This window comes from Rathayibacter sp. AY1B6 (assembly GCF_002932755.1).
Classification (GTDB): domain Bacteria; phylum Actinomycetota; class Actinomycetes; order Actinomycetales; family Microbacteriaceae; genus Rathayibacter.
Genome location: NZ_PSWL01000020.1, coordinates 1 through 24,596, shown reverse-complemented (window position 1 = coordinate 24,596; position 24,596 = coordinate 1). Strand labels below are relative to the sequence as shown.

Here is a 24,596-nt window from a genome sequence, read left to right as displayed (position 1 = left end):
CCCGGTGCGTCGTGCGCCGGCGGGTGCGGCAGCGGAGGCGGTCCTCGCACGGTAGGACGCGCGGCGGCGCGGCGGAAACGTTCCGTCGCCCGGGCACAAACGGCGCCGGGTGGAGGCGGAAGCGCGTTGTCGGAACCGACCAGGCGGAGGCGGGGCGCGCGGAGGTTCCGGGCGGCGGCGTGCGGAGCGGAGGAGGGTGCGGCTCGGTGCGGAGGAAGGGGCGCCTCCGCGGGCACCGCATCGCTAGTCTCTCGTCATGAGTGAGCCGCCACTGCCTCCCCCTCCGCCGGCCCGGCCTCCGGTGCCCGCGTCGCCCACGGCCGGCCCCCCAGCTCCTGTCGGTGCGGCGGCCTCAGGAACGGCGGGAGCGTCGGGTACCCGGGTACCGGGCTCCGGGACGCCGGATGCGCCGGGCATGGCGGCCCCGACCCGGCCCCCCGCCCGCGTGTGGGACGTGGTGCTGACGATCGTCCTGATCCTCGTCGCCTCCGCGGTGACGCTGCTTCTGTCGTTCTTCGGGCTGTTCTTCGCGATGGCCAGCGACTCGTGCGGCGGATCGAGCGCCTGCGACATCGGCCTGATCGAGGGCGGGATGGTCCTCGCTGCGGGAGGAGTGTGGGTGCCGTTCCTCGCGGCAGTCGTCGTCTCGATCGTGCTGCTGGTGCGCCGCCGGCTGGCGTTCTGGGTACCGGTCGCGGGTCTGGCGGTCTCGTTCGGCTGCACGCTGATCGGCGGGTGGATGGCGTCGACGGGCGCCGCCGGCTGAGGACGATCCCGCTCGCCGCCGACGAAGGGCGGACGCCCGCCACGGCCGACAGCGCGGCGGCCGTGTCTCAGGACCGGATCAGTAGCTGTCCCAGCCGGGTTCCCAGTCGGGCTCGTCCGGCGGCACCCAGTCGTCCTCCGGCGGCTGAGCGGCGGACACCGGCGGACCGGACGACTCGCGGCCGAACGAGGGCTTCGCTCCTCCCGAGCGGGAGGACCCGCCACGGGCGGCCGGCGCACGGCGCGGAGCGGGAGCCTCTTCACCGGGTTCCGGGACGGCGATCTCGGGGCTCTCCCCCGCGACGACGGCGAGCACGGCCTCTCCGTAGGTGAGCAGCTTCTTCTGGCCGACGCCGCCGATGATGCTGAGCGCGTCCATCGTCGCCGGCTCGGCCGTCGCGATCTCGCGGAGGGTCGCGTCGTTGAAGACGATGTAGGCCGGGACCGCCTGCGCGCGGGCCTGCGCGGCGCGCCACTCCCGGAGCCGCTCGAACAGCGGCTGAGCCTCACCCGACAGCTCGGCGACGGTGGACCGCCCGGAGCGGGAGGATCCGCTGGAGCGGGCCGGCTTCTCCGGCTCCTGCCGCAGCTCGACCTTGCGCTCGCCGCTGAGGACGGAGCCGGACGCGGGCGTGAGCACGAGCGTGCCGAAGCCGTCGTCGTTCACGCCGAGGAGGCCCTGCGCGAGGAGCTGGCGGGCGACTCCGCGCCACTGGGTGTCGCTGAGATCGGCGCCGATGCCCCAGGTGGCCAGGCCGTCGTGCTGGTGCTGGGTGGTGCGCGGCGTGGTCTTGCCGCGGAGGACGTCGATGATGTGCCCGGCGCCGAACTGCTGGTTGCGCTCGCGCTTGAGGCGGACGACCGTCGACAGGAACTTCTGCGCCGCGACGGTGCCGTCCCAGGAGGCGGGCGGCTCGAGGCAGGTGTCGCAGTTGCCGCAGGCCGTGCTCTCCTGGCCGAAGTAGGCGAGCAGGTTCACCCGGCGGCACTGGACCGTCTCGGAGAGCGCGAGCATCGCGTCGAGGTGCGCGGACATCCGCCGACGGTGCGCCAGGTCTCCCGGCGACTCGTCGATCATCCGGCGCTGCTGCACCACGTCCTGCAGGCCGTAGGCGAGCCAGGCGGTGGAGGGCAGTCCGTCGCGGCCGGCGCGACCCGTCTCCTGGTAGTAGCCCTCGACCGACTTGGGCAGGTCGATGTGCGCGACGAACCGCACGTCCGGCTTGTCGATCCCCATGCCGAAGGCGATCGTCGCGCAGACGATGACGCCCTCCTCGCGGAGGAACCGCGACTGGGCGGCGGCGCGCACCCGCGAGTCGAGGCCCGCGTGGTACGCGACGGCGTCGAAGCCCGCCGAGCGCAGCGCCTCGGCCGTCGCCTCGACGCTCTTGCGCGAGAGGGCGTAGACGATGCCCGCGTCGTGCGCGTGCTCGCGCCGCAGGAAGTCGATCAGCTGCTTGCGCGGCTCGACCTTGTTGACGATCCGGTACTGGATGTTCGGGCGGTCGAAGCTCGAGACGAAGTGGCGGGCGGCGCCGAGGTGCAGGCGCGAGGTGATCTCGCGGTGGGTCGCCTCGGTGGCGGTCGCGGTGAGGGCGATGCGCGGGACGTCGGGCCAGCGCTCGGCGAGCTCGCCCAGTGCGAGGTAGTCGGGGCGGAAGTCGTGGCCCCACTGGCTGACGCAGTGGGCCTCGTCGATGGCGAAGAGGGCGATCCGGCCCCGGGCGAGGAACTGCTTCATGCCCTCGTTGCCCAGGCGCTCCGGGGCGACGTAGAGCAGGTCGAGCTCGCCGTCGAGGTAGGCGCGCTCGACGCGGCCGCGCTCGCCCGCGTCCTGCGTGGAGTTGAGGAACTCGGCGCGGACGCCGTTCGCGCGGAGGGCGTCGACCTGGTCCTGCATCAGTGCGATGAGCGGGGACACGACCACGCCGGTGCCGGGCCGCACGATGGCGGGGATCTGGTAGCAGAGGGACTTGCCGCCGCCGGTGGGCATCAGGACGACGGCGTCGCCGCCTCCGATGACCTGCTCGACGATGGCCTGCTGCTCGCCGCGGAACGAGCCGTAGCCGAAGACCTTCTCGAGGATCGCCTGCGCCTCGGAGGATCCGGATCCCGGCGCGCCGCTCGCCGCGTCGCTCCGGACGCCGCCGCGGGACTCCGCCGAGGGGTCGGCGAGCGGCGGGGCGGGGAGGGCTGTCGCGGTGGGCTCTGTCACCCGGGGAACTCTACCCGCCGCCTCCGACGCGGCCCCGGGGGTTCGCGGAACTGTGGAGAAGGGCTGGAGGGAGGGGGCTGGGGAGGCTGCTGCAGGGAACGTCGGGTGCTTCTGCCGCGTCCGGCTCAGAGGTCGGTGAGGGTGCGCGAGTCGCCGTCCCAGAAGCGGACGCCCGCGAGGCCGACGGTGAACGGCTCGCCGAGGATGGGGACGGCCTCGCCGAGCTGCTCGGCGCGGAGGCGGCGCGAGACGCTGATGTGCGGCGTCCAGGCGCTCGGCAGCGAGGTGTCGACGCCCCCCGGAACGAGGCGCGTGGCGCGGTCGTGCAGAGCGTCGAGGGCGGGCGAGCGGACCACTCCCCAGGCGAGGACGAAGCGCCCGGCGTGCGGGAAGAGGAGGACGGCGCCCAGGTCGGCCGTCGCCGGCAGCGGACCGAGCGCGCCCGGCTCCGGGGCGGTCAGCTCGGGCCCGGCGACCAGGGTGAGGTGCGGGCGGTTGCTGGCCGACGTGTGCAGCGCGAGGCTCGGGATGCCGGCTGCCTCGAGCGCCTCCCACTGGCTGCGGACGCGAGCCTCCGACTCCGGATCGAGGAGGACTTCGAGGCTGCGCATGTCCACATTCTGCCGCGGCTCCTGTGTGAGGCCCTTCGCGGGTGCGCGCCCACTCGCGGGCGCGCGCGCTCCTCGCCCACTCCCGCGAGTGTGCAGAAGTCGTCGCACTCGCGAGTACGCAGAACTTGTCGCACTCGCCCTCGACTGCGACAACTCTCGGAGACTCGGCGCGCGGCCACTCGGGCGCCCCCGCGAGTGTGCAGAAGTCGTCGCACTCGCGCTCGACTACGACAACTCTCGGAGACTCGACGAGCGGCCACCCGGGCGCTCCCGCGAGTGCGCAGGAGTTGTCGCACTCGCGCTCGACTACGACAACTCTCGGAGACTCGACGAGCAGCCACTCGGGCGCCCCCGCGAGTGTGCAGAAGTCGTCGCACTCGCGCTCGACTACGACGACTTTCGAGTACTCGCGGGGGGCAGGGGCGGGGAGCGGAGAGCGGGCGAGCACCGCCGGCCCGCTCCCCGCTCCCGCGTCCGCGTCAGCCGATCGTCACGAGGGCGGCGAACAGCTCGGGCGCTCGGCGGTCGACGATCCGGCCGCCGACGCGGATGCCGACCAGCGCGAAGACGGTGCCCAGCACGAGGGCGGCCGCCAGTCCGATCAGGCCGAAGGCCGGGTCGCCGCCGATGAGCGAGATCGCGCCGAGGACGATCGACGGGAGCGCCAGCAGGCCGGTCGCGGCCATGCTCCCCAGCATCACGACGCTCGAGATCATCCCGGAGCCCGGCGGCGTCTTCAGCGGGCTGTCACCCGGCCCGGGCACGGGGTACACGACGAGCGACGAGGCGACGCTCGACACTCCGAACCCGCTGAGCACGAGGGCCAGCGCCATGCCCAGCACGGCCGGGATCGCGTCGGCGCGTCCCGCGTACAGCGCGGTGCCCACCGCCACGACGACCACGGCCGGGATGCCGATGATCGCGGCGGCGATGACGCGACCGGCGCGGTCGGCCGACCCCGTCACTCCGGAGCTCACGTGCGCCGCCCAGGCGGTGCCGTCGTACGACACGTCGGCGCAGAGGGTCACGCCGAAGATCAGGCCGACGAGCACGGCCGAGAGCAGCACGAAGGTGTCGCCGCCGCTGCCGATCGCGGAGTAGAAGACCGCGAGGACGACGACGGCGGGGATGACGAGGAGCCCCCGACTGTAGCGCGGATCGCGCCACCAGTAGCCCAGGGCGCGCGCGGCGACGGCGCCGGTCGGGGTGCCGGGGAAGCGCCCGAACAGGCCCAGGCCCGCGGATCCGGAAGCGGAGTGCGCGCCGGACGCGGCGGGCTCCGCGAGCGCGTGCCGCAGCGCCCGGGCCCACGCCCAGACGAGGACGGCCAGCGTCGCGATCCCGATCAGCAGGCGCGCGACCGCCGCCACCCCGTCGCCCGCGACGACGGATCCCGGGACCGCCCAGATCGCGCCGAGCGGCGACCAGCCGAGGGCGCCCGCGATCACGGGCAGGACGTCCAGGCCGTCGCGGATCACGGTGGTCAGGCCGAAGAAGAGCGGTCCGAGCAGGATGACGACGACGAGCACGACGCCGCCGATCACCTCGCGGTAGCGGCGGCTCGAGCCCAGGCCCGTGGTGAGCGCGCCGATCAGGCGGGACGCGACCACGCAGGTCGCGACGCCGATCACCGCAGCGACGAGGCCGGGCAGGATGCCGATCGGCCGGCTCCACCAGGCGGCGGCGGAGGCGAGCGCGCCGAGCGAGGTCACCACGCCGGGGATGCCCGCGAGGCCCGCGGCGGCGAGCCCGAGGAGGAGGGTCCGCAGCGGGATCGGGAACGTCGCGAGGGTGGGCAGGTCGAGGCTCTGATCGGAGCCGGACAGGAAGATCGGCCCGAGCACCCAGCCGAGGATCAGAGCGGAGCCGCCGAGCACGATCGCCACGTTCGCGAACGCCGGGTCCGTGCCTCCGAGCGCGACCAGCCCGGCCGCGACCAGGCCGAGCACCGCGATCGCGTAGAGGCCGCCGAGGATCACGCCGATCAGCTGCCACACGTTCCGCGTCAGCGAGTTGCGGAGCAGGAGCAGCCGCAGCCTCAGGAGATGCGCAACCATGCCGGGCCCTCCTGGTGGGTGCGGCCGCCGACCAGCTCGACGAAGCGCTCCTCGAGGCTGGAGCCGGCGCGGACCTCCTCGAGGGTGCCGGAGGCGAGCACGCGGCCGTCGGCGATGACCGCGACCCGGTCGCACATCCGCTCGACGAGGTCCATGGAGTGCGACGAGACGATGACCGTGCCGCCCGACGCGACGAAGCCGGTGAGGATGTCGCGGATGTTCGCCGCCGAGACCGGGTCGACCGACTCGAACGGCTCGTCGAGCACCAGGAGGCGCGGGGCGCGCACGAGCGCGCAGGCGAGCGCGATCTTCTTGGTCATGCCCGCGGAGTAGTCCACGACGAGGGTGCGGTCGGCCGGGTCGAGGCCGAGCAGGGCGAGGAGGTCGTCGGTCCGCTCGACGACGACGGAGCGCCCGAGCCCGCAGAGCAGGCCGTAGTAGGTGACGAGCTGGAGACCGGTGAGGCGGTCGAACAGCTTGACCCCGTCGGCGAGGACGCCGATCAGCCGCTTCGCCTCGAGGGTGTCCTTCCAGACGTCGACCTCGTGGATCGTGACGACGCCGCTGTCGGGGCGGAGCAGGGCCGTGGCCATCGAGAGGGTCGTCGTCTTGCCCGCGCCGTTGGGGCCCACGAGCCCGAAGAAGGAGCCGGCGGGGACGTCGAGGTCGATGTCCTTCACGGCCTCCTTGTCGCCGAAGCGCTTGCGGAGGCCGCGGATCCGCAGGGCGACCTCGCCGTGGCGGCCGGAGGCCTCGGGGGCGGCCCACGCGGGAGTCGCGGAGTCGGTGCGCTCGGAGTCGGAGTGCTCGGCAGCGGTGCCGTCCGCGGCGGTGCGCGCGGCGGCGGAGCTCTCGGTGTCCGTGCCGTCCTGGGGAATGCCGGGGGGCGTCGTCCCGTCCATGTGTGTCCCTTCCGGGCCGCGGTGGGCGGCCGCTCGACCACCCTAGGCAGGCGCTGCGGCCGGGGCATCCGTCCAGCGGTGGAGTCGCGCGGAACGCGCCGGCGCGACCCGGCAGCTCGGCGGGGCGGCGCGGAACGGGGCGGGATCAGTGCCGCACCGCAAGCTCGGCAGCCCGGCGGGGCGGAGCAGGATCTTCGCGGCACAGCGGCGCCGATGGTCCGGCGAGGCGGAGCGGGATCTTCGCGCCGCAGCGGCCCCGGCGGTCCGACAGGGCGGGGCGGGAGCACGGCCGCCTACGCTGGCCCCATGCCCACGCTCCTCCTCGTCCGGCACGGACGCACCACCGCGAACACCGCGGGGATCCTCGCCGGACGCACCGCCGGAGTGCGGCTCGACGACGTCGGACGGGCGCAGGCGGCGCGCACCGGGGAGCGGCTCGCAGCGGTCGAGCTCGCGACCGTGGTGTCGAGCCCGCTCGAGCGGTGCCGGCAGACCACCCGCTTCGTCCTCGAGCGGCAGACCGGATCGCCGGCGACCGTGATCGACAAGGGCATCACCGAGTGCGACTACGGCGACTGGTCGGGTCGCTCGCTGCGGGATCTCGCGACGGAGCCGCTCTGGGCGACGGTGCAGAACCAGCCCTCCGCGGTGGTCTTCCCCGGCGGCGAGGGGATGCTCGCGATGCAGGCCCGGGCCGTGTCGGCGATCCGCAGGCACGACGCGGCGGTGGCGGAGGAGCACGGGGCCGGCGCGGTGTGGGCGGCGGTGAGCCACGGCGACACGATCAAGGCGATCCTCGCGGACGCGCTCGGCATGCACCTCGACCTGTTCCAGAGGCTCAGCGTCGGACCGGCGTCGGTGTCGATCATCCGCTACGGCGCGGGGCGGCCCGAGGTCGTCGCGATGAACACGGACGCCGGGGACCTGGGCTGGCTGCGGAAGGCGGCCCCCGTGGCGGACGCCGCCGTGGGGGGCGGGGCGGGGCACGAGTAGGCGGGGGTTCGAGAGGCCCGCTTCGGGGCTTGATCGAGCGGCAGGGGTGCGGGTGCTCGGCGGTGCGGGATCTCGATGCGCCCGCTCCGGGCTCCCCGATCAGCAGGAGGGGCCGGCTCCCCGATCAGTAGGAGGGGCCGGGCAGCGGCGTGTCGAGACCCGTCCTCTCTCGACACGCCTCCACCTGAACGGGGAGCCCGACGCGCGCAGCCACTGCGGAGGCGGGCGCTCGTAGACTGAGGGCATGCCTCCGATCGTGCACGGATTCGACTGGCCCGATCGCGTCGTCGTGGGGACCGTCGGCTCACCCGGCTCGCGCTCCTTCTACCTCCAGGCCAAGACCGGGCCCCGCGTGGTCAGCGTCGGCCTCGAGAAGCAGCAGTCGGCCCTCCTCGCCGAGAAGATCGACGAGATCCTCGACCAGCTGATGACCGCCCAGGGCAACCCGGTCAGCGTCCCCGCCGGCACTCCCCCGGAGCTCGTCGACAACGATCCGCTCGACCAGCCCGTGGAGCCCGAGTTCCGCGTCGGCGGGCTCAGCCTCGGCTGGGACCCGTCCACCGCGCAGATCGTGATCGAGGCCTACCCGCTGACCGAGGCGGAGGACGACTCCGAGGAGGAGCCCGAGCCCACCGAGATGCTGCAGGTGAAGATCCCGGTCGGGACGGCGCGCGCCTTCGCGAAGCGCACCCTCGAGGTCGTCGGCGCCGGACGTCCGCTCTGCCCTCGATGCGGCGAGCCGATGGATCCCGACGGGCACGACTGCCCGCTCGCATGAGCGACCCGGGCGGGCTCGACGGCGAGCTGGAGCTGGCCGGCCGGATCACGATCGCCTCGAACGCGACGTTCCTCGCGCAGCTCGGCGAGACGTCCGTCGTCTACAAGCCGATCTCGGGCGAGAAGCCGCTGTGGGACTTCCCGGACGGCGTGCTCGCGGGCCGCGAGGTCGCCGCGTACCTCGTCTCGGAGGCGCTCGGCTGGAACGTGGTGCCGCGCACGTGGCTGCGCGACGGTCCGCTCGGTCCGGGCATGGTGCAGCTCTGGCAGGACATCGATCCGGACCAGGACGCCGTCGACCTGGTGCCCGCCGACTCCGTGCCCGACGGATGGCGGCACGTCCTCGACGGCAGCGACGAGGAGGACCGCGACATCTCGCTCGTGCACGAGGACTCGACCGCGCTGCGCCGGATGGCCGTGTTCGACGTCGTCGCCAACAACGCGGACCGGAAGGGCGGGCACGTGCTCGCGCTGCCCGACGGCCACCGCTACGGCGTCGACCACGGGCTCACCTTCCACTCCGAGCACAAGCTGCGCACGGTCCTCTGGGGCTGGATCGGCGAACCGCTGCTCGAGGAGGAGCTGACGGCGCTGGCGCTCCTGCGCACGCGGATCGACGGTCCGCTCGGCGAGGCGCTCTCGGAGCTGCTCACCGAGGACGAGATCGCCGCGTTCGCGAAGCGCTGCGAGAGGCTCGGCTCCTTCGGCCGCTTCCCGGGCCCGCGGGGCGGGATGCCCGCGGTGCCCTGGCCGCTGTTCTGAGCCGGGCGCGTTCAGAACGCAGGACGAACGCCTCTGGAGCAGGGCAGACGCGCTGATCCGCAGGCGCGGTAGCAGATCTCTCCTGCATCGTGAACGGCTCAGAAGCTCCAGCCCCGGCCGAACAGCTCCTCGCCGGGCGTCCCGCCGCCGCCCGGACCCGCGCCGCGAGCGCCGAGGTAGGAGGAGACGACGGCCGCGCCGAGGTCCTCCGCCTCCGGGTTCACCACCGAGCCGCCGACCCGGCGGGCGAGCGAGTCGATGAAGCGCGCGAGGCCCGGGTCGTCGCCCAGGCGGAAGAACGTGGTGTGCGCGCCCAGGCGGAGCGACGCGTCGAGCTCGCGGACCGAGACGGCGACGGTCAGCGGGTCGGGCGGGTAGTCGAAGAAGACGCCGCCGTCGGGCTCGAGGTGCGCGGTCGGCTCGCCGTCGGTGACGATGAGCAGCACCGGCTGCGCGTTCGGGTGCTTGCGGAAGTGCCGGTTGGCCAGCAGCAGCGCGTGGTGCAGGTTCGTGCCCTTGTCCCACTCCGCGTCCAGGCCCACCAGCTGCTCGACGTCCATCACCTCGGCGCGCCGGCCGAAGGCGACGAGCTGCAGCGCGTCCCCGCGGAACCGGCTGCTGATCAGGGTGTGCAGGGCGAGCGCGGTGCGCTTCATCGGCACCCAGCGGCCGTCCATCGCCATCGAGAACGAGGTGTCGACGAGGAGCGCGACACAGGCCTGCGTGCGCGCCTCCGTCTCCTGCACCTCGACGTCGTCGATCCGGATGCGCACCCCCGAGCCGACCGGTCGGCCCTCGCCGGCCGTGCGGGTGAGGGCGTTGGTCACCGTGCGGGGGATGTCCCAGGCCTCGGTGTCGCCGAACTCCCACGAGCGGGTCGCTCCGGAGCGCTCGCCCGCCGCACCTGCGCGCCGGACGTCGCGGGCGCCCTGACGGCCGGAGACGGTCTCGGCGATGTCGCGCAGGAGCGCCCTGCCCAGCTGGCGCATGGCCTTCGGGCTGAGGGCGAGGCGGCCGTCGGAGCCGCGGCGCAGGGTTCCGGAGTCGCGCAGTGCCCGCTCCAGGCGCTTCAGCGTCTGCGCGTCGACGGAGGCGTCCTCGCCCAGGCGCTTCGCCAGCAGGTCGAGGTCGAGGTCGTCGAGGGAGGAGCGGTCCGTCTGCGCGAGCTGGTCGGCGAGGGCGTCGAGGTCGGCCAGCTCCTGGAACACGCCCGTCCCGTCGCCGAGTCCGAGCCCCTGCTCGCCGTCCATCCGCTCGGAGCCGCCCCAGTCCTCGCCGGGGCGGAGCCCCCGCAGGGTCTCGTCGAGGCGGCCGAGGGACTGCAGGAGCTCCGGCGTGCCGAAGGCCTGCTGGGCGAGGGCGTCGAGCTCGGCGCGCTGCTCGGCGGTCATCGAGTTGCGCATCCGCTGGGCCGCGGCCGCGCGGGCGGCGAGCGCGTCGATCAGCTCGTCCACCGACTCCGGGCCCTCGGGGAAGTACTCGCCGTGCTGCTCCAGGAAGGCGTCGAACTGCTCGGGGGTGTCCTCGCCGCGCGCGTGCGCCTCGAGCAGCTCGTTCAGGTCGCGGAGCATCGCGTCGATCGCGGCCCGGTCCTCCTCGCTCGCGTTCTCGAGGGCCTGCTTCATCCCCTCGAAGCGCTGGTCGAGCATCTCGCGGCCGAGGAGCTCGCGGATCCTCTCGAAGTCGGCGCGCGCCTCGGGGCTCTGCCAGCGGTAGTCGCTGAGCTCCGAGACGGCCGCGGCGGGCGAGGGCGGAAGGCTGTCGAGCTGGATCTCGGCGAGCGCGCGGTCGCCGTCGTCCATCTGCGTGTCGCGGGCGAGCTGCTTGCGCTCGGCGAGGACGGCCTTGTCGAGGAGCTCGCGGATCTCGCGGAGGGTGCCGTCGAGGTTGTTCTTCTGCGTGAGCTCGCGACGGCGCTCGGCGACGCGGGCGGCCAGGTCGTCCAGGCCCTCGCGGTCGCGGGCGCCCCGGCGGAGGAACTCGCGCAGGGCGCGCTCGGGCGAGGTGCCGCCCATCACGTCCTCGCCGATCGCGTCGAGGGCCTCCTTCAGGTCGACCGGAGGGGCGAGCGGATCGGGCCCGCCGTCGTACTTCGCGTAGCGCGCGTCGCGCTTCAGCCGGCGGTTGCCGCGCGGAGCATCAGCCATAGACGGCCTCGCCCCCGCCCGTCTCCTTGCTCAGCTTCCGCGAGAGGTAGAGGCCCTCGAGGGCGAGCTCGACCGCTCCGGCGCGGCGCCCCTCCCCCACGGCATCGAGGCGCTCGGCGACCTCGTCGTAGACGCGGGCCTCGCCGAGCAGCGGCAGGCCGGCCAGGAACTCGCGGGCGGTCACCTGCTCGCCGGTCGTGATCATCGCGCCGTTCTCGACCGCCTCGACGAGCGGCCCGAGATCGACCCCGCGCAGGTGGGCGCGGACGGTCTCGGCGGTCGCCTGGCGGAGCAGGTGGTCGAGGATCTCGTCCTCGCGGCCCTCCTCCCCCGACTCGAACTCGATCTTGCCGCCGAGCACGTCGACGGCGGTCTCGAGGTCGATGGGGCGGGCGACCGCCTCCTCCTCGCCGCGGCGGGTGGCGCGGTGCAGGGCGGCCGCGGCGATGGTCTCGGCGCCGGCGATGGCGAAGCGGGCGCTGACGCCGCTGCGCTGGTCGACCGAGCTCGACTCGCGCAGGGCCCGCGTGAAGCGGGCGAGGATCTCGATGAGCGCGTCGGGCACGGTCGCGACGAGGTCCGCCTCCTGCCGGATGACGGCGACCTCGTCGACGAGCGCGGTCGGGTAGTGGGTGCGGATCTCGGCGCCGAAGCGGTCCTTCAGCGGCGTGATGATGCGGCCGCGGTTCGTGTAGTCCTCCGGGTTCGCGCTCGCGACGACGAGGACGTCGAGCGGGAGGCGGAGGACGTAGCCGCGGATCTGGATGTCGCGCTCCTCCATCACGTTGAGCATGGCGACCTGGATCCGCTCGGCCAGGTCCGGCAGCTCGTTGATCGCGACGATGCCGCGGTGGCTGCGCGGGATGAGGCCGAAGTGGATGGTCTCCGGGTCGCCCAGGCTGCGGCCCTCGGCCACCTTCATCGGGTCGACGTCGCCGATGAGGTCGGCGACGCTGGTGTCGGGGGTGGCCAGCTTCTCGACGTAGCGCTCCTCGCGGGGCTTCCACGCGACGGGCAGGTCCTCTCCCAGCTCCTCCGCGCGGCGGCGGCTCTCCGTGGTGATCGGCTCGTAGGGGTGCTCGCCGAGCTCGGATCCCTCGATGACGGGCGTCCACTCGTCGAGCAGACCGACGAGGGTGCGCAGGAGGCGGGTCTTGCCCTGGCCGCGCTCGCCCAGCAGGACGATGTCGTGGCCGGCGATGACGGCGCGCTCGACCTGCGGGATGACCGTCTCGGCGAAGCCGTGCAGGCCCGGCCAGGGGTCGCGGCCCTCGCGCAGGGCGTCGAGCAGGTTGTCGCGGATCTCGGTGCGGAGGCTCTTCTGCACGTGCCCGGAGGCACGGAGCTGGCCGAGGGTCTGGGTCGTCGGGCGCATCACCTCGGCAACGCTACGCCGCAGGTCCGACACGTGGTGGAGGTGCGGCGTATTCGCGGCGCGGGCTTGCGCGGGCGCGCTTCGAGGCACCGCTGGGCAGGCGGGGCACCGCTGTGGAGGCGGCGTCACGGCGAGGCGCGCGGCGTCTCGGCGGGCGGGTGGCGCGGGGAGCCGCGGACGGCTCAGCGCTCGAGGCGCGGGGCGGCGGCGAGCAGGCGGCGGGTGTACTCCTCCTGCGGCGCGGCCAGGAGCGACGCGGCCGGACCCGCCTCGACGATCCGGCCCTCGCGCATCACGGCGATGCGGTCGCTCATGTGGGCGATCACGCCGAGGTCGTGCGAGATGAGGAGGAGGGCGAGGCCGTGACGGCGCTGCAGGTCGTCGAGCAGGTCGAGGATCTGAGCCTGCACCGACACGTCGAGGGCGGAGACGGGCTCGTCGCAGATCAGCACGTCGGGGCGCGTCGCGAGCGCCCGGGCGATCGAGACGCGCTGGCGCTGACCGCCGGAGAGGGTCCGCGGCGAGCGCCGCTCGAGGGCGGGGTCGAGTCCCACGCTCTCGAGCAGCGCGGGCACGGAGGCGGTGCCGGCGTCGCGGAGGAGGCGGCCGACGCTCCAGCGCGGGTCGAACGAGGAGAGGCTGTCCTGGTAGACGGCGCCGATCCGCGGGCGGCGGGGACGGCGGGAGCGCTCCGTCACTGCGGACCACGGCTCGCCGAACAGCTCGACGGCGCCCGCGTCCGGACGCCGCAAGGCCAGCACGAGCCGGGCCACCGTGCTCTTGCCCGATCCGGACTCCCCGACGAGCCCCACGGTCTCGCCGCGTCGCAGCTGGAGGTCGACGCCGTCGACCGCGACCCGCACTCCTCCGCCGGGCAGCGCGAAGCGGGCGGCCAGACCGCGGGCCGCGACCACGACCTCGCCGGGGGCGTCGTGCGGGGTGGCCGGGGCGGTCGGGTCGGTGAGCCGGGAGCCGCGCGGGCGCCCCGCGGGGACGGCCGCCACGAGCGCGCGGGCCTCGGCGCTGCGGGGCGCGCGCAGCACCTCGGCCGCGGTCCCCTCCTCCACCACGCGGCCGTCGGCCAGCACGAGGATGCGGTCGGCGAGGCCCGCCACCACGGCGAGGTCGTGCGAGACCAGGACGAGCGCCCGGCCGCGCGCCTTCTGCTCGGCGAAGAGCTCGAGCACCCGGGCCTGCACGGTGACATCGAGCGCGGTGGTCGGCTCGTCGGCGACGAGCAGCGGCGGGTCGAGCGCCACGGCCGCCGCGAGGAGGGCGCGCTGGCGGAGCCCGCCGGAGAGGTCGCCGGAGCGCTCGCGCATCCGCTCGGCCGGCTCCGGCATGCCGACGCTCGCCAGGGCCTCGATCGTCCGCTGCGCGCGCTCGGCCGCGGGCGGGCGGCCGTGGAGGCGGAGCACGTCGCCGATCTCGCGGCCGATCGGACGCAGCGGGTCGAGCGACAGCAGCGCGTCCTGCGGCACGAAGCCGACGGATCCGCCGCGCAGCCGCCGCAGCTCCCGCTCGCCCGCGCCGACCACCTCGGTCCCGCCGACGCGGACGCTTCCGGTCACGGCGCCTCCGCTCAGCCCCAGCAGCGCTCGCGCAGTGACGCTCTTGCCCGACCCGGACTCGCCGACGATCGCGACGCACTCCCCCGGCTCCACGCGGAGCGAGACCCCGTGCACCACCTCGACGCCGTCGAAGGCGACCCGGAGCCCCTCGACGACGACCGCGCTCACCGCGCACCCCTCAGACGCCCGCCGAGGACCGTCGTCGCGATCGTGGTCAGCACGATCGCCAGTCCCGGGAACACGGTCAGCCACCACGCGCTCGCGAGATAGGTGCGGCCCGCCGAGAGCATCGCGCCCCACTCCGGCGCGGGTGGCTCGGCGCCCAGACCCAGGTAGCTGAGGGCCGAGGCCCAGACGATCGCCTGGCCGACGCCGAGGGTCGCCAGCACGGCGAGCGGCCCGAAGGTGTTGGGGAGGACGTGACGGAGGAGGATGCGGACCGGCCCGTGCCCCAGCACCCGCGCCGCCTCGACGTAGCCGGAGTCGCGGATGCCGAGCAGCTGCGTGCGCAGGATGCGGGCGTAGCCCGGCGCGGTGGAGAGGCCGACCGCGATGGTGGCGGGGACGACTCCGGGGCCGGTGACGACGATCACGAGCAGCGCGAGCAGGAGTGCGGGGAACGCGAAGAGCACCTCGAGCACGCGGCCGATCACTCCGTCGACGACGCGGCCACCGAACGCCGCGACCACCCCGAGCACCGCGCCGAGGACGAGGCCGATCGCGGTGGCGCTGGCGCCGATCAGCAGGGACGCGCCCGCCCCCGCGATGAGGCGGCTGAGGACGTCGCGGCCGGACTCGTCGGTGCCGAGCAGGTGCGCGGCGCCCGGCGGGGTGAAGGCGTCGCGCGGGGCGACGGCGAGCGGATCGGAGGGGGCGAGCAGCCCGGGCGCGACGGCGGCGAGCAGGAGCAGCACGACGAAGACCGCGGCCAGCACCTCGCCCGCGCGGAGGCGGGACGCGCCCCGGCGGAGCGGGCGGGCGGCGCGCAGCTCGAGCTCGCTCACGCGACCGCCTCCCGCCGTGCCAGACGCGGGTCGATCACGCGCGTCAGCAGATCGGTGGCGAGGGTCACGACGATGTACGCCACCGCCGTGACGAGCACGACTCCCGTCACCACCGGCACGTCACGGACCGTCACCGCCGCGAGCAGCGTCCGGCCGAGCCCCGGCCTCGCGAAGATCGTCTCGACCACCACGGCCCCGCCGATCAGGTAGCCGAACGCCCAGCCCGAGAGCGAGACCCCCGGCAGCACCGCGTGGCGCAGCGCGTGGCGGGCGCGGACGCCGAGCTCGCCCTCGCCGCGCGCCCGGGCGGCGAGCACGAACGGCGACTCCAGCGCGTCGAGGAGGGAGCGGCGCATCACCTGGCCGAGGAAGCCCGCCAGCGGGATCGCGAGAGTGAGCGTCGGCAGCACCAGCCCGGCGGGCGACCCGGTGCTGACCGGGGGCAGCCAGCGCAGCGCGGTCGCGAAGACGGCGATCAGCACGGTCGCCAGCCAGAAGTGCGGAAGCGCGGCTGCCGTGAGCTCGAGGCCGGAGCCGACCGCGGCGGCGAGCCGGCCGCCCCGGGTCGACCAGAGGGCGGTCGCGAGCGCGAGGATCCACGCGGCGGTCAGCGCGAGCACGGCGAGCAGGAGAGTGCCGGGCAGCTGCTCGCCGAGGATCTGCGCGACCGGGGTGCGGAGGGAGTAGGAGGTGCCGAGGTCGCCGCGCGCGAGCCTGCCGAGCTGCACCAGGTACTGCACGAGGAGCGGCTGATCGAGTCCGTACTGCTCCCTCACCGCGGCGAGCGCCTCGGGCGACGCCTGCGACCCCGGACCGCCGAGGATCGCCTGCGCCGGATCGCCGGGGACGAGGCGGATGAGCACGAAGACGGCGGTCGCGACGGCCCACAGCACCACGAGGGCGCCGCCGAGGCGGAGGAGCACGCGACGGATCATGCGGGCGGTCGTCCTCTCCGGTCGGGGGCAGTGGGCGGGGTGCGGCGGGGTCCGCTCTCTCTTGAGCACGGGGTCTCGAGGCTCTGCCCGCGGCGGCCGCTCGACCGGCATGAGGCGCGGAGCCACAGGACCCGCGCCTCAGCGATCACTCCAGGGCCGGGTCAGACCCAGGCGTCGGCGAACCAGGGGGTCGACACGGTGTCGAGGGCGACGAGTCCCTGGACGGCCGACCGGTGCAGGTAGTGGTTCTGCTGGTCGTAGAGCGGCAGGATCCAGTAGCCCTCGAGGACGATCCGCTGCGCCTGCTCGTACAGGTCGGCGCGGGCGTCCTCGTCGGTCGTGGCGCTCGCCTGCTCGAGCAGCGAGTCGAGAGCGGGGTCGGCGATCTGCGCGTGGTTGGCGAAGTAGCCGCTCGGCGCGGGGGTGATGCCCGAGGAGGAGTAGAGGATCCGCAGCACGTCGGGCCCGACCTTCGTGTACGGGGCGCTCACCAGCTCGTACTCGTTCGACGCGAGCGCGGTGTACCAGCTCGACAGGTCGAGCAGGCTGATCCGCACGTCGAAGCCGAGGGTCTTCGCCGAGGCCTGGATCTGCTCGAACAGCGACTGCTCGGCCGGGATCGACTGGTTGGTGCTGACGGGGAAGCGCAGCGTCAGCGGCGTGCCGTCCTTCTCGCGGATGCCGTCGCCGTCCGAGTCGACCCAGCCGGCCTTCTCGAGCAGATCCTCCGCGGCGGTCACCTCGGAGTCGGACCCGGCGTCCTCGAAGAGCGACGGGTCGGAGTACGCGGTCGCCTCGCGGCTGGACAGCGGAGAGGAGGAGCGCTCGGCCGTCCCGAAGAAGAGGGAGTCGATCGCGTCGTTCACGCCGACGCCGCGGATGAACGCCTCGCGGACGGACTCGTCGTCGAACGGCGCCTGGCCGGAGTTGAGCTCGAGGCGGTTGACCGAGCCGGGCCGCGGCGCGTCGAGCTCGACGAGGTCGGAGGCTCCGGTCGCGGCCTTCAGGGTGTCGGGCTGCGCGTTGTCGAGCACGTCGACCTCGCCCGACTGCAGCGCCGCGTAGCGGGTGGCGGAGTCGGGGATGAAGCGCCAGGTGATGCTCGCCAGGTGCGCGGGGCCCTCGTGGCCGTCCCCGGTCGGGCCGGTCGACGCGTCGTAGGCCTCGTTGCGGGTGAGGGTCACGTGGTCCTGCTTGACCCATTCCGAGACGGTGAAGGGGCCTGTGCCGACGGGCGCCTCGCAGTTGGCCTCCTCGCCACGCGCGATGCCGGCGGGCGACTCGATCGCGGTCCACGGCTGCGCGAGCGACTCGAGCAGCGCACTGTCCGGCGCGGTCAGGGTGAAGCGGGCGACGGTCGGCGAGACGGCCGTGACGGAGGCGACCTTCGCCACCGCGAGGTAGCCGGTGGAGGACTTGGTCGCCGGGTCCTGCAGGTGCGCGATGTTCGCGGCGACCGCCTCCGCGTCGAGGGCGGTGCCGTCGGTGAAGGTCACGCCCTCGCGCAGGGTGAAGTCGTAGCTGAGCGCGTCGTCCGAGACGGTCCACGACTCGGCCAGCCACGGCGTGATGGTGCCGTCGGCGTCGCGCGAGACGAGGGACTCGAGCACCTGCGTCGCGAGGAGCGCCTGCGGGTAGTTGCCGCCGACGTGCGGATCGAGGCAGGTGGGCTCGGCGTCGCCGGACGCGTAGGTCAGCGTCCCGCCGTCGACGGGGGTGCTGGAGGCGTCGGGCGTCTCGGCGGTGCAGCCGCTGAGCAGGAGCGCGGCGGCCGCGACGGCGGCGGGGAGGGCGAGGAGGCGGGGGCGCAGCGGCATGACGTCTTTCGTGGAGGGGTCGGAGGCGTTCGCGTTTCTTGGACGCGACCCAGGAAACGCTAGCAGGGCGTGGAGGCGGCGGACGGGGATCGCACGGATCCGTGGAGGAGTGCCCGGATCCCGCGCTGGGGAGGGACGAATCGCGCTGGCGGAGATCTCTGACGCGCCAGGCCGCGGAGATCGGCCCCCTCTCTCCTACTGTCGGTGCATGACCTCCGCCGTGCTCGCCCTCCTGTTCGGCTCCGCCATCGCCCTCGTGGGGCTCGTGCCCTGGGCCGCCCTGCAGTACCGGCGTCGCGGAGTCCTCGGGATCGGCAACGCGGTGCTGGCCTTCGCCGCCGTGGTCTACGCGCTCGCCCTCGTCACCTACACGCTCCTCCCCCTGCCCGACGAGGCGACGGTCGCCGCCGCCTGCCGCACCGGATCGGGTCCGCAGCTGCGCCTGTTCGCCTTCGTCGGCGACATCGCGAAGGAGGGCGGGATCGACGGGCCCCGCGCGCTGCTGACGAACCCCGCGTCCGCGCAGGTGCTCCTGAACGTCGTCTTCTTCGTCCCCCTCGGGATGCTCGTCCGCCATCTCGCCCTGCGCGGGCGCCTCGTCGCCGGGCTGATCGGGGGCACCGTCGTCGGCTTCGCCGTGTCGCTCCTCATCGAGGTCACGCAGCTCACGGGCGACTGGTTCCTCTACCCGTGCGCCTACCGGCTCTTCGACGTCGACGACCTGCTGGCCAACACGGTCGGCGCCCTGCTCGGCACCCTCCTCTCCCCCGTCCTCCTCGTCTTCACCCGCCGAACCGAGGGCGCGGTGCCGGAGCTGGCCCGCCCGGTCACGATCCGCCGCCGCGCGTTCGGCATGTTCTGCGACGTGCTCGCGCTGAGCCTGATCACGGGCGCGCTCGTCTCGGTCACCGGGATCGGCCTCGTGCTCGCGGGGGTGGACACGCGGTCGAGCCCCGGGGACGTGGTCCTCGGAGCCCTGCCGTTCGCGGCTCCGCTGCTCCAGCTGGTGATCGTGCTGCGGTCCGGGCGGACCCTCGGCGAGACGGTGGTGCGCCTGCGTCCCGAGCCGCGACCGCTCCTCCGGCAGCGGCTCGTGCGCTGGGCGGCGGGATCGGGCGGCTGGTCGACCCTGCTCGCCGTCGAGGGCGGGTTCTGGTCGCTGCTCGCCTTCGTCCTCGCGGCGGCCGCCGTGATCGGCCTGTTCACGACCCGGGGCCACCGGGGGACGGCGAACGCGCTGGCGCGCCTCGATGTCGTGGACGAGCGGGCGGCGGCGCCGTCGGCCGTCCACGAGACGGACTGAGAGGAGCCCGCCGGCCGCCTCGGCGGGCCGCCGATCAGACCGCCGCGCGGAGCCCCTCGACCAGGTCGTGCTGCGCCTCGCGGCCGGCCCGCGTGGGCACGAGCGGGTACACGTGCACCTGCCCGACGGCCTCGTGCAGCTCGAACGGGACCCCGGCGGCCGCCGCCCGCTCGGCCAGCACGTGCGCGTCCGGGTTGAGGACGTCGCGCGTGCCGGTGAAGACGGTGAGCGGACCGAGGCCCGCCAGGTCTCCGAACAGCGGGCTGACCACGGGATCGAGCAGGTCGAGGGAGCCGCGCCAGCTCTCGGCGAGGACGCGACCGCCCGGCGTGCCGAGCCACGGATCCGTCGGCTGCACCTCGGGGATGCGCGGGTTGCTCCAGGAGAGGTCGAGTGCGGGCGAGACGAGGGTGGTGCGCGGCAGGACCACCCCGTCGTCGCGCAGGGCGAGGGCCGTCGAGAGCGCGATCTGGCCGCCCGCCGAGTCGCCGGCGAGGCAGGTCGCGCCGTGCCGCTCCAGACTCCGCAGCACCAGAGAGCGGACGCCGTCGCGCGCCTCGAGCGCGGTGCCGAAGGGCACGAGCGGGTAGATGGGGAGGGTCACCGCGACGGAGGCCTCGTCGGCGATGCGCGCGGCGAGCCACCAGTGCTGGGGCGCGATCTCGTTCACCCAGCCGCCGCCGTGGACGTAGACGACGCCGCCGCGGATCACCCTGGGGCGGATCGTGTAGACCGGCCAGGAGCCGACCTGCTCCACGTCGACGCGCACGCCGGGCCGGAGGCGGGGCGGCGGGCCGTAGGAGGCGGGACGGAGCGCACGCTCCCGGATACGGCGGCGGGCTCCCTCCGCGCTGACGAAGGTGCGGTTCGCGCGGGCGAGCCGGAGCGCGAAGGGGACGAGGGCATCGGGGACGACGAGCGGCATCGCCCGAGCATCGCGCACCCCGGTGCGCGGCGGCTGGGCGGCGGCGGGCTCGGACTCCGTGGACTCGGCCTCGACGGACTCGGCCGCCGATCCGGGGAGGTCGGAGGACTCGGCGCGGGCATCCGCGGACGGAGCATCGGGGACGCGCTCGACGCCCGGACACCCGCGCACACCACGTCGCCCGGGCACCCCGCGCACAGCACGACGGCCCGGCCCGTGGAGGGAGCCGGGCCGGGGCCGCCGGTCAGAGCGGTGACTGCACGCCCGCGGAGCGCGGGGCGGCAGCGACCTCGCTGTCGGCCGGGCGCTGCGGGTCAGCGTCGCGCGGCGGAGCGGCCGGCGAAGCGCGTGTAGACGAGCAGGACGATGATCGCTCCGATGATCGAGCCGATGATGCCGGCAGGCTGGAAGAAGCCGTCCATCGGGTCGTGCTGGAAGATCAGGAAGCCGAGGAAGCCGCCGACGAACGAGCCGACGATGCCCAGCACGATGGTCATGCCGATGCTGATGCTCTGCTTCCCGGGGACGATGAGCCGGGCCAGCGCTCCTGCGATGAGTCCGACGACGATGAGGCTGATGATGAGACCGAGCATGGCGGTCGTCCTTCCGTTGTGCGGGCGGGGGCCCGCTGATCGGTTCCGCGGTTGCGGGACCGGTGACTACGCAACCACCCCGGAGGAGGCGCCGCTACACCCCTGGGGGTGTGCTCGCCCCGACGAGCCGTGCGGTAGCGTCCGACCATGACCCGCCGTGCGCCCCTCACCGTCGCGCTCGTCGACGACTACGACGTCGTCCTCACGGGCCTCGCGCACATGTTCGACCACTACCGCGACCGGGTGGTCGTCGCGGAGATCGACGCGAACGCCTCCCTCTCGGACCGGATCGACGTCGTCCTCTACGACTCGTTCGCCCAGCCGGAGTCGGACCACCACGAGATCGCGGAGCTGGTGCGCAACGAGCGGGCCGAGCACGTGGTCGTCTACACCTGGAACTTCGCGCCGACGCTCATCGCGGACGCCCTCGAGCAGGGCGTCCACGGCTACCTCTCCAAGACCCTGCCGGCGCGGGAGCTGGTGGCCGCGCTCGAGCGGGTGGCCGCGGGCGAGGTCGTCGTCAGCGACCCTCCGCGGCGGGCGGGCAGCGCGCCGGGCCTCGACTGGCCGGGCCGCCACGAGGGCATCACCGACCGGGAGTCGGAGATCCTCGCGCTCATCACGCAGGGCAAGAGCAACGCCGACGTCGCGGCTCTCACCTACCTCAGCCCCAACACGGTGAAGTCCTACATCCGCAGCGTCTACGGCAAGATCGGCGCGACCAGCCGCACGCAGGCCGTCCTCTGGGGCGTCGACCACGGCTTCACTCCCGACCACCACCGCATCGACCACTGGCTCGGCGGCCCCTGACCCGCGCCCGGACACCCTCCGAGAGATGCCGCTCGGGTCCGGGACACGCCGACGGACCCGTACTCACGCGGCCTCTCGCGGAGGAGGACGGGGGCGCACGCACCGCTACGGTGTGGCCATGCCCCTCGACCGCGCGCCGACCATCCGCGACGTCGCGGTGCGGGCCGGAGTGTCGTACCAGACGGTCTCGCGGGTGCTCAACGACAGCCCCCAGCTGCGGCCGCGCACTCGGGAGCGCGTGCTCGCCGCGATCGAGGACCTCGGCTTCCGGCCCAGCGCCGCCGCCCGTGCCCTGGCGACGAGCCGCTCCGGCCTGATCGGGATCCTCGCCGCCGAGAGCCACAGCTTCTACGGCACCGCCACGGCGATGGCCGCGATCGAGCAGGCGGCGCGCGACGCGGGCTACCGGGTGCCGGTCGTGAACGCGGCGCCGGACGCGGAGTCGCTGGCCGACGGCCTCGCCCACCTGCAGCGGGAGTCGGTCGAGGCGATCGTAGTCCTCGCCCCGCAGGAGCGCGCGCTGGAAGCGATCGAGAGCCTCGCGATCGGCGTCCCCTCGGTCACGCTCGGCGCGACGGACCGCGGCGCCGACTCCCTGCTCCTCGTCGACCAGGCGGCCGGAGCACGGCTCGCCACCGAGCACCTCGTCGGCCTCGGCCACACGCGCATCGCGCACCTCGCCGGTCCGCAGCACTGGGTGGAGGCGCAGGCCCGGCTCGAGGGCTTCGGCGCCGGGATGAGCGCGGCCGGCCTCGCGCCCGTCGCCGTCGTGGCGGGCGACTGGAGCGCCGAGTCCGGCTACCGCGCCGGCCTCCGCCTCCTCGACGGGTCGCCCCTGCCGACCGCGGTGTTCGCCGGCAACGACCAGATGGCCCTCGGACTCCTGCACGCCTGCACCGAGCGGGGACTGCGTGTACCGGAGGACCTCAGCGTCGTGGGCTTCGACGACGTGCCCGAGGCGGCGCACTACCAGCCGCCGCTGACGACCATCCGCCAGGACTTCGCCGAGGTCGGCCGCCGCACGATCGGCGTCGTGCTCGCGGAGCTGCGCGGCGAGGAGCCCGCCGTCGACCGCCCGGTGCCGCCGGTGCTGGTGGAGCGGGCGTCGACGGCTCAGGCCTGAGCGCCGCCCCGCACCGGGGGCGGCCGCCGCCTCCTGACCGGCGCCCCGCCCCGACCCTCGTGCGGCCGCCACCTCCTGAGCTCCCGCCTCACCCCGCGTGCGGCAGCAGCACCTCCACGCGCCCCTCGCGCACCCGCGTCTCGAACCGCGGCTGCGGCGAGGTGGCCGGCCCGCGCAGCACCTCGCCGGTCTCGAGCGAGAAGGCGCTGCCGTGCCACGGGCAGGCGACGCACGCCTCCCCCGAGGCGTCCGCCGAGACCTCGCCCTCGTCGAGCGGGCCCGAGAGGTGGCTGCAGACGTTCGACAGCACGTCGATCCGCTCGCCCCGCCGGAAGGCCAGCAGGGGAAGGCCCGCGACCTCCCTCCTCACCGGCGTGCGCTCCGGCAGGTCCGCCAGGGCGCCGAGCTCCTGCCAGCCCGAGGGGAAGCGGTGCGGCACGTCCTCCGCGTGGTTCGCCCCCGCCGCCTGCCGGTAGCTGAGGTGGCCGCCCAGGTAGCCGCCGCCCGAGACGACGGCGAGCCCGAGCATCCCGAGCACCTTCCCGCTCGTGGTGCGCCCGCGGCGGCGCTGCACCCACGACGCGGCGTAGAGGCCCGTCGCGACCACGTTCGCCGCCGAGTGCACCAGCCCGACGCGGGTCTGCTGCTCGTGCAGCTCCGACCAGTCGGTGAAGCCGGAGGCGGCGGTCGGCAGGACGCTGATCACGCCGACGCCGACGAGGGTCCGCGCCGCGCGCTGGTTCCCCGGCAGCAGGTCGAGCACCGCCGCCGACACCCAGGCGCCGGTCGGCACGAGGACGAGCAGCGGATGGACGGGGTGGCCGACCGGGACGCCGTGCAGCACGTCCCGCACCGGCTGCGGCCGGACCAGGGCGTTCACGGCCCGCTTCACCCGGCCGACGAGCGGATCGAGGGCGGCGGCGTTCTCGAGGCGGGTGACGAGTCTGACGAGTCTGATCTCACGCACGCCTCATGCGACCAAGCGGGCGGCCCCGGCGGAAGGGGCTTGCGGCGGAGGAGCAGCAGTCGGACCCCGCCGACCGGCCCCTCGCTTGCCGACCCCGAGCCGTTTCGCCTACGCTGACCCGGGGCTTTGTGAACGGTCACATCGCCCGAGCGAGGAGCATGATGGACCAGCGCAGGCCCACCCCCGCCGACGTGATCACGAGCGGCGCCACCGCCCTCGGCATCGAGCTCGGCTCCACCCGGATCAAGGCGTGCCTGGTCGATGCGGCCGACCCGTCCGTGGTCCTCGCGGTCGGCAGCCACGAGTGGGAGAACCAGTTCGTGGACCGCCGCTGGACCTACTCCCTCGACGCCGTCCACGCGGGCCTCCAGGCCGCCTACGCGGATCTCGTCGCGGACGCGCAGGCGCGTCACGGCGTGCAGCTCTCCTCCGTCGGAGCGCTCGGCGTCTCGGCGATGATGCACGGGTACCTCCCCTTCGATGCGGACGGCGGGCTGCTCGTCCCCTTCCGCACCTGGCGCAACACCAGCACCGGGCCCGCATCGGCGGAGCTCACGGAGCTGTTCGGCGCCAACATCCCGCTGCGCTGGTCGCTCGCGCACCTGCACCAGGCGGTCCTCGACTCCGAGCCGCACGTCGAGCGGATCGACTTCCTCACCACCCTCGCCGGCTACGTGCACTGGCGCCTCACCGGCGAGAAGGTCCTCGGAGTCGGCGACGCCTCCGGCATGGTCCCGACCGACCCGGCGACCCGCGACTACGACCAGCGCGTCGTCGACCTCTACGACGAGCGCGCGGCCGGCGCCGTGAAGCCGCTGCGCGAGCTGCTGCCCGCCGTGCTCCCCGCGGGCGCCGACGCCGGCTCGCTCACCGCCGAGGGCGCGCTCCTGCTCGACCCCACCGGCTCCCTCCGGCCCGGCGCCCGCGGGGAGCACGGCGGGCAG

Annotated in this window: 21 protein-coding genes; 8 read left to right on the top strand and 13 right to left on the bottom strand. The window is 74.5% G+C overall.

Going from position 1 to position 24,596, the window contains the following annotated elements; all coding sequences use genetic code 11:
• Window positions 1-256: 256 nt before the first annotated feature.
• Window positions 257-766: a DUF6264 family protein gene (locus C5D08_RS11610; protein ID WP_219815172.1), complete on the top strand. Its 510-nt coding sequence runs from the start codon at window positions 257-259 to the stop codon at window positions 764-766.
• A 78-nt stretch (window positions 767-844) separates the two neighbouring features.
• On the opposite strand, the gene recQ is transcribed toward C5D08_RS11610, so the two are convergent.
• The 4 genes from recQ to C5D08_RS11590 all read right to left on the bottom strand — a co-directional run bounded on the left by recQ (window position 845) and on the right by C5D08_RS11590 (window position 6,550).
• Window positions 845-2,980: a DNA helicase RecQ gene (gene recQ, locus C5D08_RS11605; RefSeq protein WP_104277159.1), complete on the bottom strand. Its 2,136-nt coding sequence runs from the start codon at window positions 2,978-2,980 to the stop codon at window positions 845-847.
• Window positions 2,981-3,105: 125 nt separating this feature from the next.
• On the bottom strand, window positions 3,106-3,591 hold the full coding sequence (locus C5D08_RS11600; protein ID WP_104277158.1) for a 2'-5' RNA ligase family protein: 486 nt from the start codon (window positions 3,589-3,591) through the stop codon (window positions 3,106-3,108).
• A 479-nt stretch (window positions 3,592-4,070) separates the two neighbouring features.
• The gene (locus C5D08_RS11595; RefSeq protein WP_104277157.1) at window positions 4,071-5,648 is read right to left on the bottom strand and encodes a transporter; all 1,578 of its coding nucleotides are present in this window, start codon (window positions 5,646-5,648) and stop codon (window positions 4,071-4,073) included.
• Entirely contained in the window at window positions 5,630-6,550 is a 921-nt protein-coding gene (locus tag C5D08_RS11590; RefSeq protein WP_104277156.1) for an ABC transporter ATP-binding protein, read from the bottom strand. Before C5D08_RS11590 ends, C5D08_RS11595 begins: the two co-directional genes overlap by 19 nt.
• A gap of 306 nt (window positions 6,551-6,856) precedes the next feature.
• Here C5D08_RS11590 and C5D08_RS11585 point away from each other — a divergent pair, with 306 nt between their 5' ends.
• From C5D08_RS11585 to C5D08_RS11575, 3 genes are all read left to right on the top strand, one after another.
• Window positions 6,857-7,543 carry a histidine phosphatase family protein gene (locus tag C5D08_RS11585; RefSeq protein ID WP_104277155.1) on the top strand — a complete coding sequence of 229 codons (687 nt, stop codon included), beginning with the start codon at window positions 6,857-6,859 and terminating at the stop codon, window positions 7,541-7,543.
• Between the two features lie 244 nt (window positions 7,544-7,787).
• Window positions 7,788-8,321 (top strand): DUF3090 domain-containing protein, encoded by a 534-nt coding sequence (locus C5D08_RS11580; RefSeq protein ID WP_104225051.1) that lies wholly within the window; start codon window positions 7,788-7,790, stop codon window positions 8,319-8,321.
• Window positions 8,318-9,082 carry an SCO1664 family protein gene (locus tag C5D08_RS11575; protein ID WP_104277154.1) on the top strand — a complete coding sequence of 255 codons (765 nt, stop codon included), beginning with the start codon at window positions 8,318-8,320 and terminating at the stop codon, window positions 9,080-9,082. Before C5D08_RS11580 ends, C5D08_RS11575 begins: the two co-directional genes overlap by 4 nt.
• A 98-nt stretch (window positions 9,083-9,180) precedes the next feature.
• Here C5D08_RS11575 and C5D08_RS11570 read toward each other — a convergent pair whose 3' ends face one another.
• The 6 genes from C5D08_RS11570 to C5D08_RS11545 all read right to left on the bottom strand — a co-directional run bounded on the left by C5D08_RS11570 (window position 9,181) and on the right by C5D08_RS11545 (window position 17,931).
• Entirely contained in the window at window positions 9,181-11,229 is a 2,049-nt protein-coding gene (locus C5D08_RS11570) for a VWA domain-containing protein (protein ID WP_104277153.1), read from the bottom strand.
• Window positions 11,222-12,604 (bottom strand): magnesium chelatase, encoded by a 1,383-nt coding sequence (locus C5D08_RS11565; RefSeq protein WP_104262318.1) that lies wholly within the window; start codon window positions 12,602-12,604, stop codon window positions 11,222-11,224. Before C5D08_RS11565 ends, C5D08_RS11570 begins: the two co-directional genes overlap by 8 nt.
• A gap of 182 nt (window positions 12,605-12,786) precedes the next feature.
• The gene (locus tag C5D08_RS11560) at window positions 12,787-14,343 is read right to left on the bottom strand and encodes an ABC transporter ATP-binding protein (protein ID WP_104277152.1); all 1,557 of its coding nucleotides are present in this window, start codon (window positions 14,341-14,343) and stop codon (window positions 12,787-12,789) included.
• Entirely contained in the window at window positions 14,340-15,179 is an 840-nt protein-coding gene (locus C5D08_RS11555) for an ABC transporter permease (protein ID WP_104277151.1), read from the bottom strand. The genes C5D08_RS11560 and C5D08_RS11555 overlap by 4 nt, the downstream gene beginning before the upstream one ends.
• A complete protein-coding gene (locus C5D08_RS11550; RefSeq protein ID WP_104277150.1) occupies window positions 15,176-16,114 on the bottom strand; it encodes an ABC transporter permease in 939 nt (312 codons plus the stop codon). Before C5D08_RS11550 ends, C5D08_RS11555 begins: the two co-directional genes overlap by 4 nt.
• Before the next feature lie 161 nt (window positions 16,115-16,275).
• Complete coding sequence (locus C5D08_RS11545; RefSeq protein ID WP_104277149.1) at window positions 16,276-17,931, bottom strand: ABC transporter substrate-binding protein; 1,656 nt, start codon at window positions 17,929-17,931, stop codon at window positions 16,276-16,278.
• 208 nt (window positions 17,932-18,139) lie between these two features.
• Here C5D08_RS11545 and C5D08_RS11540 point away from each other — a divergent pair, with 208 nt between their 5' ends.
• On the top strand, window positions 18,140-19,234 hold the full coding sequence (locus C5D08_RS11540; RefSeq protein ID WP_181110265.1) for a VanZ family protein: 1,095 nt from the start codon (window positions 18,140-18,142) through the stop codon (window positions 19,232-19,234).
• Between the two features lie 34 nt (window positions 19,235-19,268).
• Here the strand turns inward: C5D08_RS11540 and C5D08_RS11535 are convergent, their stop codons facing one another.
• Both C5D08_RS11535 and C5D08_RS11530 read right to left on the bottom strand, forming a co-directional pair.
• The gene (locus C5D08_RS11535; protein WP_104277189.1) at window positions 19,269-20,159 is read right to left on the bottom strand and encodes an alpha/beta hydrolase fold domain-containing protein; all 891 of its coding nucleotides are present in this window, start codon (window positions 20,157-20,159) and stop codon (window positions 19,269-19,271) included.
• 314 nt (window positions 20,160-20,473) lie between these two features.
• A complete protein-coding gene (locus tag C5D08_RS11530; protein ID WP_104225042.1) occupies window positions 20,474-20,752 on the bottom strand; it encodes a GlsB/YeaQ/YmgE family stress response membrane protein in 279 nt (92 codons plus the stop codon).
• Between the two features lie 147 nt (window positions 20,753-20,899).
• Between C5D08_RS11530 and C5D08_RS11525 the strand changes: the two genes are divergently transcribed.
• Both C5D08_RS11525 and C5D08_RS11520 read left to right on the top strand, forming a co-directional pair.
• Complete coding sequence (locus C5D08_RS11525; RefSeq protein WP_104225041.1) at window positions 20,900-21,562, top strand: response regulator transcription factor; 663 nt, start codon at window positions 20,900-20,902, stop codon at window positions 21,560-21,562.
• A gap of 118 nt (window positions 21,563-21,680) precedes the next feature.
• On the top strand, window positions 21,681-22,685 hold the full coding sequence (locus C5D08_RS11520) for a LacI family DNA-binding transcriptional regulator (protein ID WP_104277147.1): 1,005 nt from the start codon (window positions 21,681-21,683) through the stop codon (window positions 22,683-22,685).
• Window positions 22,686-22,773: 88 nt separating this feature from the next.
• On the opposite strand, the gene C5D08_RS11515 is transcribed toward C5D08_RS11520, so the two are convergent.
• Window positions 22,774-23,652: a Rieske 2Fe-2S domain-containing protein gene (locus tag C5D08_RS11515; RefSeq protein ID WP_104277146.1), complete on the bottom strand. Its 879-nt coding sequence runs from the start codon at window positions 23,650-23,652 to the stop codon at window positions 22,774-22,776.
• A gap of 158 nt (window positions 23,653-23,810) precedes the next feature.
• Here C5D08_RS11515 and C5D08_RS11510 point away from each other — a divergent pair.
• On the top strand, window positions 23,811-24,596 hold a 786-nt coding region (locus tag C5D08_RS11510; protein ID WP_374954146.1), incomplete at its 3' end, for an FGGY family carbohydrate kinase.